The 14,825-nt window shown below is 68.2% G+C and carries 8 protein-coding genes; 4 read left to right on the forward strand and 4 right to left on the reverse strand.

Annotated elements, in window-relative coordinates; all coding sequences use genetic code 11:
* Together malQ and HYU53_07925 are read right to left on the reverse strand one after the other, a co-directional pair.
* Positions 1 to 1,569: a 4-alpha-glucanotransferase gene (gene malQ, locus HYU53_07920; protein ID MBI2221122.1), complete on the reverse strand. Its 1,569-nt coding sequence runs from the start codon at positions 1,567 to 1,569 to the stop codon at positions 1 to 3.
* On the reverse strand, positions 1,570 to 2,739 hold the full coding sequence (locus HYU53_07925; protein ID MBI2221123.1) for a pyridoxal phosphate-dependent aminotransferase: 1,170 nt from the start codon (positions 2,737 to 2,739) through the stop codon (positions 1,570 to 1,572).
* A gap of 87 nt (positions 2,740 to 2,826) precedes the next feature.
* On the opposite strand from HYU53_07925, the gene HYU53_07930 reads away from it, so the two are divergent.
* From HYU53_07930 to HYU53_07945, 4 genes are all read left to right on the forward strand, one after another.
* Positions 2,827 to 4,200 carry an insulinase family protein gene (locus tag HYU53_07930; GenBank protein MBI2221124.1) on the forward strand — a complete coding sequence of 458 codons (1,374 nt, stop codon included), beginning with the start codon at positions 2,827 to 2,829 and terminating at the stop codon, positions 4,198 to 4,200.
* A gap of 14 nt (positions 4,201 to 4,214) precedes the next feature.
* Positions 4,215 to 5,642, forward strand: coding sequence for an insulinase family protein (locus tag HYU53_07935; protein ID MBI2221125.1), 1,428 nt, complete (start codon positions 4,215 to 4,217; stop codon positions 5,640 to 5,642).
* Positions 5,643 to 6,151: 509 nt separating this feature from the next.
* A complete protein-coding gene (locus HYU53_07940) occupies positions 6,152 to 8,236 on the forward strand; it encodes a S9 family peptidase (protein ID MBI2221126.1) in 2,085 nt (694 codons plus the stop codon).
* Positions 8,237 to 8,247: 11 nt separating this feature from the next.
* Entirely contained in the window at positions 8,248 to 10,731 is a 2,484-nt protein-coding gene (locus HYU53_07945; protein ID MBI2221127.1) for a zinc-dependent metalloprotease, read from the forward strand.
* Positions 10,732 to 12,291: 1,560 nt separating this feature from the next.
* On the opposite strand, the gene HYU53_07950 is transcribed toward HYU53_07945, so the two are convergent.
* The gene (locus HYU53_07950; protein ID MBI2221128.1) at positions 12,292 to 14,019 is read right to left on the reverse strand and encodes a sodium:solute symporter; all 1,728 of its coding nucleotides are present in this window, start codon (positions 14,017 to 14,019) and stop codon (positions 12,292 to 12,294) included.
* A gap of 192 nt (positions 14,020 to 14,211) precedes the next feature.
* Positions 14,212 to 14,637 carry a carboxypeptidase regulatory-like domain-containing protein gene (locus HYU53_07955; GenBank protein MBI2221129.1) on the reverse strand — a complete coding sequence of 142 codons (426 nt, stop codon included), beginning with the start codon at positions 14,635 to 14,637 and terminating at the stop codon, positions 14,212 to 14,214.
* Positions 14,638 to 14,825 lie beyond the last annotated feature (188 nt).

Consider the following 14,825-nt stretch of genomic DNA (forward strand, 5'->3'; position numbering starts at 1 on the left):
TCACGTCCGGCGGGAGTCGTTCGCCTTGCGGAGGAGGAAGGCGGCGCGCTCGCGCGTTTCCACCTCGGCGTCCAGCCGGTCAATGGGCCAGGGCAGTCGCCAGCGCCAGTTCTCATGGTTCGTGCTCGCGGGCGTATTGATGCGATCGGGCCAGCCGAACACGTCCCCGAACGGCAGGATCAGGTACTCCGAACCTGAGTGGAAGAGCGTGTCGAGGATCGCGTCCCGGAGCGCGGGCGTGAACGGCGATTCGGGGGCGAGGCCGGGGCGCCCGAGCCGTGGCAACGCCAGGAACTGGCGCCGCTCGTCCTCCTCCGCGCTGTTCCACCATTCGGCGAGCGGCTCGGTATCGTGCGTGCCGCTCGTCGCCACCGAGCGCGCGGGCCAGCTCGCGGGGTCGCGGAACGGCCGGTTCGGCAGGTCCCACTCGCGCTCCCATCGCATGACGTGGTAGCCGGGAAGCCCGAGCCGCCGGAGGGAGGCGCGGACGAAATCGGGGATCACACCGAGATCTTCGGCGATGATGACCGGCCCCGACTCGAGGAAGATCTGCATCAGCCGCTCGCCGAGCGCGAGCTGCTCCGGCTGGCCGGACGGGGTGAAGTAGGGCTCTCCCTCCGGCGGCCGCGCGTACGTGCGATAGAACCCGACCAGGTGATCGATGCGGTACCCGTCGTACAGCGACGCGCTCCGCTCGGCGCGCTGGCGCAGCCAGGTGAAATCGTTGGCGGCCATGACGTCCCAGCGATAGACGGGCAGGCCCCAGTTCTGCCCCGTCTCGCTGAACGCGTCGGGGGGTGTGCCGACCGAGGCCTCGTGCAGGAAGTCTCCCTGGCGCGCCCACACGTCGGCGCTGTCGCGACTCACGACAAATGGATAGTCGCCGAAGATCCCGGCACCCGCCTCGGCCCGCACCGCGTGCCACTGGCCGTCGGCGACCCACTGCAGGTACTGGTGCCGCAGTATCTCCCGCGCCAGCGACACGCGCGCGTCTCTCAACGCCGGCTCCTCGCGGCGCCGCACACCGGCGTCCCACTCCCACCACGCGCGGCAGTGGTGCTCCTCGCGAAGAGCGCGGAACAGCGCGTAGTCGTCCAGCCACCAGCGCTCGCGCGCGATGAACGACCGCAGCTCCGACGCCACCTGCGTGTCGCACTTCCAGTGACGCTCGAAAAAGTGATCGAACGCCGCGGCGAGCGCCGCCGACTTCAGCTCCCGCACCTCGGCGTACTCGATGCGCGAGGAGGCACGGACGCGCGCGAGCTGCTCGCGCTGCGCCGGCCTCAGCGATCGCTCGCCTCCGATGTCGCGGAAGTCCTGCAGGTGGTCGAGGCCGATGTACACGTGGTCGATCGCCATCGCGCTGAGCGACGAGTACGGGGACGTCTCCGCTTCGGAGACGGCGGTCACCGGCAGGAGCTGCACGAAGTCCTGCCCCGCCGTACGCATCCAATCGGCGAGATGGATGAGATCTGGAATTTCACCAATCCCCCAGCTCGTGGACGACGGGATCGAGAACAGGGGGACGAGGAGCCCTGCGTGACGGCCGGAGGCGAAGCGTCGAGACATTCAGCAGGCCGCGGTCGCGCGCGCGATCACGCGTGAGAGGCCGTCGGCAAACTCGTCGGGCCGAGGCAGGAGACTGACCACGAGGAACGCTTCGTGGGCGAAGTCGAAGAAGTATCCCGGATGGACCAGCACGTGGTCTCGCAGGAGCAATTCCAGGGCCAGACGTTCTTCGCCGCAGGTGGCCGGCACCCGCAGCACGCCGTACCACCCGCCATCCGCGTTCAGCAGTTCCACTTCCGGCGTCCGCCTCGTCGTCTCGCGGAGCCAATCGCGATTCGACTGCACTCGCGCCCGGATCTGGCGGCGGATGCTGCTCGACGCGCCGAGCAGCGCGGGAGCCGCATGCTGCACCGGTGTCGCAACGGAAAGATACGTGTCGCAGATGAGCTCGAGGCGCGCGTTCGCTTCCGCCACGAGCGCAGCCGGACCTGCCAGCGCCATCCAGCCGAGTTTCACCTGGGGCAGCCCGGCCGACTTCGAGAGCCCACCGAGCGAGCACGCCAGCGCGACGTCCTGCTCCACGACGCTCGGCCCAGGCGTTCGCTCGTCAAAAGGATAGTCCGCGAACACCTCGTCGCCGATCAGTGCCAGGTCGTGGTCCACGCACAGGATGGCAAGCGCGTCAAGTTCCAGGCGGGACACGTACGATCCGGTTGGATTGTTCGGGCTCACGACCAGCACGGCGCGGGTGAGCGGCGTGATCGCACGGGCGACCGCCGCCAGGTCGATCGACCAGCGGCCGTGATACTCGAGCGGGTAGGTCGCCAGCCTCACGGCATCCAGGCGCGTCAGATGCTCGAAGAGGGGGTAGCTCGGCACCGGGACCAGCACCTCGTCGCCCGGATCGCAAAGCAGCTTGAACAGCAGCGAATACGCGTCCGACGTGCTCGCGGTGAGGACGATGCGATCGGCGGAGACGGGGACGCCACGGCGGGCATACTCGTCTGCGACCGCCTCGCGAGCCGCGGCGAGGCCGAAGGGCGCCGGCTCGTAGCGAAGCGCCGCAGGATCCGCCAGGGGTGCGAGCAGGGATGGTGGATATACGAACCCGGCGCCGGTCGGGTTGGCCTGCGTGAGGTCGAGGATCGGCACACCGCGCGCCTGGAGATCGGCGAGCGCCGCCGCATACGCGGTGGACGTCAGATCGGATGGAGGGCGGTGGGAGAACACAGGGGATAGACTAGAAGGTAAAAGGGAAAAGGCAAAAGGGAAAAGGGAAAAGGGAAAAGGGAAGACGCAGGACGGAAGACTCAACCTATGCGACGACGTTATTGCGGAATCGCTCTGGCCGTGTTGCTCGCGCCGCTCGCGGCTTCGGCGCAGCCGAAGCTCGAGGTGCCTTACACGCAGTTCACGCTCGCGAACGGCCTCACCGTCATCGTGCACGAGGATCACAGCGTGCCGCTGGTGACGGTGAACGTCTGGTACCACGTGGGGTCCGGGCGCGAGAAGCCGGGACGAACGGGCTTCGCGCACCTGTTCGAGCACCTCATGTTCGAAGGGTCCGCGCACGTGAAGGAGGGGGAGTTCGACACGCTGCTCGAAGCGGCGGGCGGCAGCAACAACGGATCGACGAACGGCGACCGGACGAACTACTGGATTGACGCGCCCTCGAACGCCGTCGAGGTGGCCTTGTTCCTCGAGTCGGACCGCATGGGATGGCTGCTGGACGTCATGTCACCCGAGCGCGTGAACGGCCAGCGCGACGTGGTCAAGAACGAGCGGAGGCAGAGTTACGAGAACCAGCCGTACGGCCTTGCGAGCATCGTCCTCGACGAGATGCTGTTTCCCAAAGCGCATCCGTATCACTGGCCCACGATCGGGTACATGGACGATCTGACGGCGGCGAGCCACGAAGACGTGGTGGACTTCTTCCAGAAGTATTACCCGCCGAACAACGCGAGCCTCGTGCTTGCCGGCGATATCGATGCCGCGCGGGCGAGGGCGTTCGCGGAAAAGTGGTTCGGCGAGATCAAGCCGCGCGATCCGGTGCCGCCGCTCGACGTGCCTCCCGCGTTCCTGACCTCCATCCAGAAGCGCACCCTGACCGATCGCGTCCAGCTGCCGCGGCTGTATCTCGCGTGGGTGACGCCGGCGCAGTACCGCCCCGGCGACGCCGCGCTGGACATCGTGAGCCAGGTCCTGGCGGGCGGCAAGAACTCGCGGCTGTATCGGCGCCTCGTGTACGACCTGCAGATCGCGCAGGACGTCACGGCGTTCCAGGCGTCGGCTGCGCTCGCCTCGACGTACCAGATCGTCGTCACCGCGAGGCTGGACCGCAAGGACGGCAGGACGGTCACGCCGCAGGCGGCCATCGAGGACGTGCATCGGATCATCGACGAGGAACTGGATCGGCTCCGCGCCGAACCGCCGGCCGAGCGTGAGATGGAGCGCGCGCTGAACCAGGTCGAGGCGTCGTTCCTCGACGGGATGGAGGCGGTCGGCGGCTTCGGCGGCAAGGCCGATCGGCTGAACGCGTACTACTTCGCCACCGGAAATCCCGATTATTTCAACGAGGATCTCGCGCGGTACCGCGCGCTGGCGCCGGGGGACATCCGCGCGGCCGTCACCAGGTTCCTTCCAAAGGAACGGCGCGTCGAGCTGACGGTGCTTCCGGAGACACAGAAATAGTCTCACGAGGAGATATGAGGACGCTCGCCATTGTTCTTTGCCTCATCCTGCCGGCGCCCGCGGCGGCGCAGCAGGCGGACCGATCCCGGCCGCCCGCGCTCGGCCCGGCGCCGCCGGTGACGCCGCCTGCGATCCAGAGGCGCGCGCTGTCGAACGGCCTGCGCGTGTGGATCGTGGAGCACCACGAAGTGCCTGTTGTGCAGGTCGATTTGATCGTGAGGAGCGGCAGCGCCGCGGACCCCTCGGGCAAGTTCGGCCTCGCAAGCCTGACCGCCGCGATGCTGGACGAAGGGGCCGGCGCGCGCGACGCGCTCCAGCTTGCCGACGCGATCGACCACCTGGGCGCGTCGCTGTCAGCGGGAATCTCCGTGGACGCGTCGAGCGTGAGACTGCATGTGCCGGTCGCACGGCTGAACGACGCCCTGCCGATCATGGCGGACGTCGCGCTCCGGCCGACGTTTCCGCAGCGCGAGCTGGACCGGCTGCGCAACGAGCGGCTGACGGACCTGCAGCAGGGTCGCGACGATCCCGGCGAGATCGTGCGCGCCGCGTTCCCGCTCGTGGTGTTCGGGCCGCAGCATCGGTACGGCACGGGCGGCGTCGGCACGACCGTCACGCTGAAGTCGTTCACCGCGGACGACCTGCGTGCCTTCCACGCGGCGCATTTCCGGCCCTCGAACGGGGTGCTCATCGTCGTGGGCGACGTCACGGCCGACGCCGTGCTGCCGCTGTTCGAGCAGGCGTTCGGCTCATGGGCGTCTGCGGGCGCCGCGTCGACGGCGGCCGCCGTGACCGCGCCGCCCCAGTTGCGCGCGCGCCGGGTGGTCATCGTGGACAAGCCGGAAAGCGCGCAGTCGCAGGTTCGCATCGGGTGGGTCGGGGCGCCGCGCTCGTCGCCGGACTTCTACATCCTCCAGGTGATGAACACGATCCTCGGCGGGTCCTTCACGTCGCGGCTGAACCAGAACCTGCGCGAGCAGCACGGCTACGCCTACGGCGCGGGTTCCGGGTTCGACATGCGGCGCGTGTCGGGTCTTTTCTTCGCGGGCGCCGGCGTCCAGACGGACAAGACCGCGGAGTCGCTGACCGAGTTCTTCAACGAGCTGAACGGGATGCTGAAGCCCATCCCGGCCGAAGAGGTCACGAAGGCGAAGAACTACCTGGCGCTCAGCTATCCGCGCGATTTCGAGACCACGCGGGACATCGCCGCGCAGCTCGCGACCTCGTTCGTGTACGACCTGCCGGAGGACTTCTTCAACACCTACGTGCAGAAGATCCAGGCGGTCACACCCGAACAGGTGCAGGCGGCGGCGAAGACATACGTGCAGCCCGGGAAGTTCGTGGTGGTCGTCGTCGGGGATCGCAAGGCGATCGAGGCGCCGGTGAAGGCGCTCAACCTCGGGCCGGTGACGTTCATGAGGGTGGAGGAGGCGCTCCGCTAGAGGTGAATAAGGGGGACAGTCACACTTTCCTGGGCCGTTGCTTCGGAAAGTGTGACTGTCCCCCTTATTCACCCCCGTGCGGTGCCGCCGCCGTACCAGACACCCACCGGGAAGAAGGGAGGAGAAACCTGAGGATTTGAGGATTGGGTGATTTGAGGATTGGGGGATGCGGCCAACAGGACGAGCGCGCAGACGATGGAGGCGGATTCTACAGGTAGAATCACCGTCTCCCGAGGTGATCGCCATGCGCAAGCTGATCGTTCCGTTCTGCTTCACCGCCATCCTCCTTCCAGTTCGTAGCCGGCAGCGACGTAGCGGTCATCGCGGGCACCTCTGGCATCCTCAGGATCGGCACGGCTGGCTTTGCCATCGGCCTCACAGCTGAAGGACTCCGGCGCATCAACCCGCGCACGAACGGCCCGCACCGCCTGCCCGGACTCGTTGGGCTGACGCTGAAATCCATCGACGGCAGCGAGCGGCCGGTCGCGCTGCCCCCGGGATCGAAGCTCATGACGATCGGCTTCTCCCCCGACGGGAGCCGGCTCGCCTTCGCGAACGTCCGCGAGCGCGGCATCGAGTTGTGGATCGCCGAAGTGAAGACTGCGCAGGCCAGAGCGGCGACCGCGCCGGCGCTGAACGCCGCGCTCGACACCCCCTGCGAGTGGCTGGACAGCAACACGGAACTGCTCTGCACGTTCGTGCCCGCCGGCCGGAGCGCCGAACCGGCGGAGCCGGCCGTTCCCGCCGGACCCAACGTGCAGGAACACTCGGGCAAGGCGGCGCCGGTGGCCACCTACGAAGACCTGAACAAGACGCCGCACGACGACGACCTGTTCGATCACTACGCGACGAGCCAGGTCGAGTTCGTGGACGCCATCACGGGCCGGCGCGTGCCGGTGGGCACGCCGGGTCTCGTGGACAGCTTTTCCGCCTCACCCGACGGCCGGTTCGTGCTCCTCGCCACGCTGCAGCGACCCTTCTCGCGGCTGCTGCCGGCGAGCGGCTATCCGAAGCACATCGTCATTCTCGACCGCGCCGGAAAGACCGTGCGCCAGCTCGCCGACCTCCCGGCCGCGGAGCACGTGCCGATCCTCGGCGTGCTGACCGGCCCGCGCGGGTACCGCTGGAACCGGGCGGAACCGGCGACGGCCGTCTGGATCGAAGCGCTCGACGAGGGAGACCCGCGCAATCAGGTCCCGTTCCGCGACCGCATCGTCGCGCTGAGGGCGCCGTTTACGGGTGAGCCGGCCGAGATGATGAAGACGGAGTACCGCTTCCGCCGCATCGCCTGGACTGAGAGGGGCGTCGCGATCGTCAGCGAGTACGACCGCCCGAAGCGGCGGACGCGCACGTGGCTGATTGACGCGCCGGGCGCGGAGGCGCGCAAGCTCTGGGACCGCAGCGACGAAGACCGCTACGGCGATCCGGGCCTGCCGCTGACGGTCACCGGCACCACCCCGTCCCCATTCGGCGGTGGCGGCGACGGCCTCGTGATGCAGCGCGGCGACTCGATCTTCCTGCGGGGTGACGGCGCGTCGAAAGACGGCGACCGCCCGTTCCTCGACCGGCTGGACCTGAAGACGCTCGCCACCGAGCGCATCCACCGCAGCGACGAGAAGAGCTACGAATACGTCGCCCACGTGCTGAGCGACGACGCGAAGACGCTCCTGACGCGATACGAGACGCGAACCAATCCGCCGAACTATCTCGTTCGCGACCTGCGCGCCGGCACCGCCCGGGCGCTCACGGCGTTCAAGGACCCGCACCCGCAGATCACCACCGCGCTCGCCAACCGCGAGTTCGTGACCTACGAGCGCAAGGACGGCGTGACGTTGTCCGGGACAATCTACCTGCCCACGAATTACCAGAAGAGCGCGCGCGTGCCGATGTACGTCTGGGCGTACCCGCGCGAGTTTGCGGACCCGGGCGCCGCCAGCCAGGTCGTCGGCTCGCCGAACCGCTTCACGGCGGTCAGCGGCGCGTCCCACCTGCTGATGCTCACACAGGGCTACGCGATCTTCGACGGGCCGACGATGCCGATCGTCGGGACGGGCGAAACGGCGAACGACACCTACGTCGATCAGCTCGTCGCGAGCGCGCAGGCGGCGGTGGACAAGGCGGTCGACATGGGGATCGCCGACCGCGACCGGATCGGGGTGGGCGGCCACAGCTATGGCGCGTTCATGACCGCGAACCTGCTCGCCCACTCCGATATCTTCCGCGCGGGCACCGCCCGCAGCGGCGCCTACAACCGCACGCTGACGCCGTTCGGCTTCCAGAACGAGCGGCGCACGTTCTGGGAAGTGCCGCAGGTGTACTCGAAGATGTCGCCGTTCTTCTACGCCGACAAGATCAACGAGCCGATCCTGCTCATTCACGGAGAGATCGACGACAACTCGGGGACGTTCCCGATCCAGTCCGAGCGCCTGTTCATGGCGCTCAAGGGCCACGGCGCGACGGTCCGGTACGTCACGCTGCCGTACGAGGCGCACGGCTACGCGGCGCGCGAATCGATTCTCCACACCGTGGCGGAGATGTTGAACTGGCTCGAGACGTACGTGAAGAACGGCGTCAAGGCAAAAGGAAAGAGCTAAAAGGCACAACGATGAACAAGACGATGACGTGGCTGGTGATCGGGCTGCTGACCGCGGTCAGCGCGGCAGCGCAGGAGAACAGGCCAAAGACGATCGCGGAGCGCACCGGAGGTCTCCAGAAGATTGACGGCTACATGCCGCTCTACTGGGACGCGAACGGCGGCCGCATGCTGATGGAGATCGCACGGTTCGATGCCGAGCTGCTCTACCAGCTGTCGCTGCCGGCCGGCGTGGGGTCGAACCCCATCGGCCTCGACCGCGGCCAACTCGGCGACAGCCACGTCGTGGTCTTCCAGCGCTTCGGGCCGAAGGTCCTGATGACGCAGCCGAACTACCGCTACCGGGCCATCAGCGACAGCGTGGCGGAACGGAAGGCAGTCGAGGACTCGTTCGCCAGGTCCGTGCTGTGGGGTTTCAAGGTGGAGGCCGCCGAGGGGGGTCGCGTGCTCGTGGACGCGACCGCATTCTTCCTCCGCGACGCGCACGGCGCCGCCGATCGCCTGCGGCAGTCGCGGCAGGGACGGTATCGCATGGACGAGAGCCGCAGCGCGTTCTACCTGCCGCGGACGAAAGGCTTCCCGCAGAACACGGAAGTCGAGACGGTCATCACGCTAACGACCGACGAAGACCCCGGCCGGCTCCTGTCGCAGGTCGCCCCGACGGCGCAATCGGTGACGGTACGCCAGCACCACTCGTTCGTCGAACTCCCGGACGACAGATACCGGCCGCGCCGGATGGATCCTCGGGTCGGCGCCTTCGGCATCGAGTACTACGATTTCGCGTCGCCGTTCCCGCAACCAATCGAGCAGAAGTTCGTCGCACGGCACCGGCTGGAGAAGAAGGACCCGGCCGCGCCCGTCTCCGAGGCGGTGAAACCGATCGTGTATTACGTGGACAACGGCGCGCCCGAGCCGATCAGGAGCGCGCTCGTCGAGGGCGCGTCCTGGTGGAACCAGGCGTTCGAAGCTGCCGGATTCCGCAACGCGTTCCAGGTGAAGGTCCTGCCCGAGGACGCCGACCCCATGGACGTGCGCTACAACATCATCAACTGGGTGCACCGCTCGACCCGCGGCTGGTCGTACGGCGGCTCGGTGGAAGACCCGCGGACCGGCGAGATCATCAAGGGGAACGTCACGCTCGGGTCGCTGCGCATTCGCCAGGACTTCACGCTCGGCAGCGGCCTGGTGCCCGTGTATGGAGAGCCCGGCCGCTACGCCTGCGAGGCGGGCGCGCTGGTCACCGATGATGAGGCGCTGGCGGCGCTGGATCCCGCAACGGATCCGGAAGCAATGTCGCTGGCCCGCATCCGCCAGCTCTCGGCGCACGAGGTGGGCCACACGCTCGGCTTCGCGCACAACTTCGCCGCAAGCACGTACGGGCGCGCGTCGGTGCTCGACTATCCGGCGCCCTGGGTCGACATCAAGAACGGCAAGCTGGATCTGTCCAATGCGTACGCCAGGGGCATCGGCGACTACGACACGTTCGCGGTCCGCTATTCCTACACGCAGTTCCCGCCCGGAACGAACGAAACCGAGGCGCTCGAAACGCTCGTCGAAGACGGCGTGGCGAAGGGCTACCTGTTCCTGAGCGACCAGGACGCGCGCCCCGCCGGGGCGGCCAATCCGCTCGCGACGTTGTGGGACAACGGCGCGGACGCGGTCGAGACGCTGAAGCACGAGATGGAGGTGCGCCGAATCGGGCTGGAGCAGTTCGGCCTGAACAGCATCCCGACCGGCACGCCGCTCTCACTGCTCGAAGCGAAGCTGCTGCCGCTGTACCTGCACCACCGCTACCAGCTCAACGCGGCGGTGAAGACGATTGGCGGCACGTACTACACCTACGCGGTGCGTGGCGCGAAGGGGCCGGTTCCCGCGACGCCGATCGAGATCATCCCGGCGGCAAAGCAGCGCGAGGCGCTCGCGGCGGTCCTCGATACCATCGAACCCGAGGCGCTGAAGGTCCCCGAGCGCATCCTGGCGCTGATCCCTCCGCGGGCGTTCGGGCACGGCGGCGGCACGCTGGAGTTGTTCGACAAGCGCACGGCGCCCGTGTTCGATCCGCTGAGCGCCGCCGGCATCGCGGCCGATCTCACGGTCTCCGGCTTGCTGCAGCACGAACGCGCCGGCCGGCTGATCGCGTTTCACGCGCGCAACCCGCAGAACCCGAACTTCGGCGACGTGCTCAACCAGCTGCTGAAAAAGGCGTGGACGCGCCCTGCCGATCCCTACGGCCAGCAGATCGCTCGCACCACGCAGTGGGTGATTGTCTCGCGCCTGATGGATCTCGCCTCCAACGCCGACGCGATGCCCCAGGTACGCTCCACCGCGACGATGGCGCTCCGGAACATCGTCACGGCGACGGGGGCGTCGCCCGATGCGATGAAGGACGAGATCGAACGGTTCCTGCGCCGGCCGGATCCGACCAACAAGAAGACGGATCCGCTGGCGACCCCGGCGGGAGATCCAATCGGAGGACAGGAGATGCCCCAGCGCTGAGCACCTGTCCCGGCCGTGCCCGTGTGATTTCGGCGTCGCGCACGACAAACTCGCCGTTCACGAGCACGAACGGGACGCCCGTGGCGTAGGCGTGCGGCCGCTCGAAGGTGGCCTGATCGGCAACCGTCGCGGGGTCGAACACGACCAGGTCCGCCGCGTAGCCCTCTCGAATCAGGCCGCGATTCGCGAAGCGGAAGTGCTGCGCCGGCAGCGACGTCATCTTTCTGACGGCCTCTTCAAGCGCGATGAGGCGGCGCTTGCGGACGTATTCGCCGAGCACGCGCACGTTGTTGCCGTAGCCGCGGGGATGCGGCACGCCGTCGCCTAAAGCGAGGACGGAACTGTCGGACGCGACGCTTACGTGCGGATGCCGCATGATGCGCTCGACATCGTCGTCACCCATGAAGTGATACACCATCGAGGCGCCGCCCTGCAGCAGCATCTCGCGCGCCACTTCGAGCTGCGCGTCGGCGGAGTCGTCGTGCCTGATCGTCGCGGCCACCTGTCTGATGGTCAGGCCGTTCAGCGACGGGTCGTGGCGGTAGGAGGCGACGGTCGCGAACGAGAAATCCTTCAGCCCCCGCGCCGCCAGCGCCTGGCGCATCTCGGTCCTGATGCGGGCCCATAGCGCCGGGTCCTTCAGCCGCTCGGCAATTTTCGGCGCGCCCCCCTCGAGCGCCCAGGAGGGAAACCGGATCGCCAGGCTGGAGCTGGCCGCGGTGTACGCGTACTGATCGGCGCGGACGTCCACGCCGCGTTTTCGCGCCGCATCGATCAGCGCGAGCGCGGCGGCGCTGGCGCCCCAGCGGCTGGGGCTGTCCACCTTCAGATGCGAAATCTGCACGCGCGCGCCCGACGTTTCGCCGATGCGGATGGTCTCGGCCACCGCCGCCTCGAGCGCCGTCCCTTCGTTCCGCATGTGCGACGCGTAAATCCCGCCCGATGTGGCGGCCACCCTGGCCAGCTCGATGATCTCGACCGCATCCGCGTAGGCGCCCGGGACGTACTCGAGCCCGGTGGACAGGCCAACGGCGCCATCCGCCATCGCCTTCCACACGAGCGACTTCATCTTCGCGAGCTCGTCCGGCGTGGGCAGCCGCCGCTCGGTGCCCATCACCGCGCGGCGCACCGTGTTGTGACCCACGAGCGTCCCGAAGTTCACCGACGAGCCGACCTGGCGGACGCGCGCGAGCGCCGCGCCCACGTCCAGCGCCGACCCACCGCAGTTCCCCGCCACGATCGTCGTCACGCCCATCCGGATGTAGTTCTCGGCAAGCGGGCGATCCGCAAGATCGTCGGCGTGGGTGTGCACGTCGATAAACCCTGGCGCGACGGCAAGGCCGGCGGCGTCCACGACCCGATCGGCCTGCGAGCGCGGCACGCGCCCGATGCGCGCGATGCGGCCGCCGGCCACCGCGACGTCCGCCACGCGACCGGGTGCGCCGCTTCCGTCGATCACCAGGCCGCCCGTCATCACGACGTCGTATGACGGCGCGCGACGGGCCGACGTCACCCACGTGGCCGCGACGATCAGGATGCCGGCGAGCAGCGCCGCGCGCCTCATGCCGGCCTCTTGCCTTCGACGAGGCTGATCGTCATACCGACGGCCACGACCACGGCGACGCCGATCACGTTGTGCCAGAGGAACGAGATGCGGCTCGTTGCAGGGTGGAAGGCGACGGTCGACACGACGGCCATGCCGGCAAGGAGGCCCCAGAATGCGCCGTTGGAGGTCGCGCGGCGAATCCCCAAGGCCAGGACGAACACGCCGAGCAGCGAGCCGTAGAAGAACGACCCGAACCGGTTCACGACTTCGATCAGCGACCCCAGCGTCGTCGCGTACATGGCCACCGCTGACGCCCACAGCGCCCACAGGCCCGTGGCCGCGCGGGACACCCTCAGGTAGTGCGCGTCGGTCGCCACCGGCTTGAGGTGCCGCCGGTACACGTCGATCACCGTGGCCGTCGCGAGCGAGTTCAGCTCGGCGGCGATGGTGGACATGGCCGCGGCGAGGATGGCTGCGATGATCAGCCCGACGAGTCCCACGGGCAGGTAGGTCGTGACGTACTGAGGAAAGATGTAGTTGACTTCGCCGGCGGGCACGTCGCCGGTGAACCGGTCGTATCCGGGGGTGCCCGTCACGTCGCTCACGATGGCGCCGGCCTTCCGGCGCACCTCCTTCAGCGTGACCTCGCTTCGCCCGAATACACCGCGCGCCTGCTCCTCGCGCGCGCGGTCTCCATCGCGCCGGGCCGCGGCCAGCACGGTCGCGGCCTCGCGCCTGGCGGATGCGGCAGCGCCGAATTCCTGTTCGAGCGACGCAAACTCGCCGGCGCGATCGCTCGCTCGCACCCGCTCCGCGATCCTGGGATTGAAGATGAGCGGCGGCTGCTGGAAGAGAAAAAAGACGAACACGAGGACCCCGGTCGCGAGAATCAGCGCCTGCAGCGGGATCTTGACGAACGCGCTCACCAGCAGCGAGTGCCGTCCTTCGTCCACTGATTTCGCCGTGAGGTAGCGCTGCACCTGGCTCTGATCGCAGCCGAAGTACGACAGCATCAGGAAGAGCCCGCCAATCAGGCCGGACCAGAACGTGTAGGTCTCGTTCACGTTGAAGGAGAAATCGATGGTCCTCATCCGCCCGGCGGCGCCCGCCACGCGAAACGCGTCCAGCGCGCTGATGTCCTCGGGCAGGCCGGCGATCAGCACGGCCACGGCGGCGAGCACGCCGGCGACGATCACGAACATCTGCTTCACGTCGGTCCACGTCACCGCCTGCACACCGCCGAGGATCGTGTAGATCGCGGTGGGCACCGCGATGAGCAGAATCGTCAGCGTCAGGTTCAGCCCCAGCACCACCGACAGGATGACGGCAGGGGCGGCAATCACGGCGCCGCACGACAGGCTGCGCAAGAGCAGGAAGAGCACCGCCGCGAGCGTCCGCGTCTTCATGTCGAAACGGTGCTCGAGGTATTCGTACGCGGTATAGACCTTCGCCCGGTAGAAGAACGGCACGAGCGTGACCGACAAAATGATCATCGCGATCGGCAGCCCGAAGTAGAACTGCACGAACCGCATCCCGTCCGCGGCCCCCTGGCCTGTCGTTCCGACCAGCGTGATCGCGGAAAGCTGCGTGGCCATCACCGACAGGCCAACCGCCCACCAGGGCAGGCTTCGATTGGCGAGGAAATAGCCTTCTACCTCGTCGGTCCTCTTCGACCGTCTCAACCCGTCCCAGACGATCCAGACCAGGTACGCGACGACGACGGCCCAGTCAAGTGGACGCATTCAGGCCTCGCGGCGCGGGCTGCGCCGGCGCCGTTGCTGTGGTGTCGTCATCAGCGGAGATAGGCACCCAGCACCCAAAGCGCCGAGACGACGATGATTTCGGTGATGATGACGGCGGTGTAGAGGCGGCCCATCGATGGGCCACCATTCTAGGCGATCGGACGTGCACCCCGCGATGCCGCCCCGCGATCGCTACGCGATCGGGGCGCCAAGCCCCTCGGTGCCGCGCGTGCTGTCGGCGGGATGTGGCCGGGCGGGCCCCGGCGCGATCTCGATGACGATGTCGCCGTCCAGAACGCTCGCGTTGATGTCGATCGTCTCGGGCGCCTTCACGATCGCCTCGCCCGGACGAAGCTCGATCTGCAGCCGGTACTTCCCGGGAGGGACCTTGACCGTGAAGCCGCCGTCCGCGCCGCTGCTCACGGACCGGCGGCTGCCCGTCGCCACGTTGACGACCTCGACGCGGCGCCCCGCGAGCCGTGAAGCATCGCCGGGAGTCATGAGGCGCCCGCTGATTGTGCCGTCGCTCGTTGGCGGCGCCGGGCCGGGATCGACCACCGGCACACCCCTCCGGCAGGCGGCCACCGACGGCAGCACTGCCGCGCTCAGCACACCCACGGCAACAATCCACGCCGCCCGACGGGCCTGTATCCCCACAAACGCCCCTTGCGACGGTTCTGCAAGATGAACGCCGCGCTCGTGGACAACGCCTCGACCGACGACACGGCAGAGGTGGCGAGCGCGTTCTGTAGAACTTGCGGCCCGGCTGCTCGACGACGATGAGGAGATCGGCCGGGGCTGGCGTT

This window comes from Acidobacteriota bacterium, from assembly GCA_016184105.1.
In the GTDB taxonomy this organism is placed as follows: Bacteria; Acidobacteriota; Vicinamibacteria; order Vicinamibacterales; family 2-12-FULL-66-21; genus JACPDI01.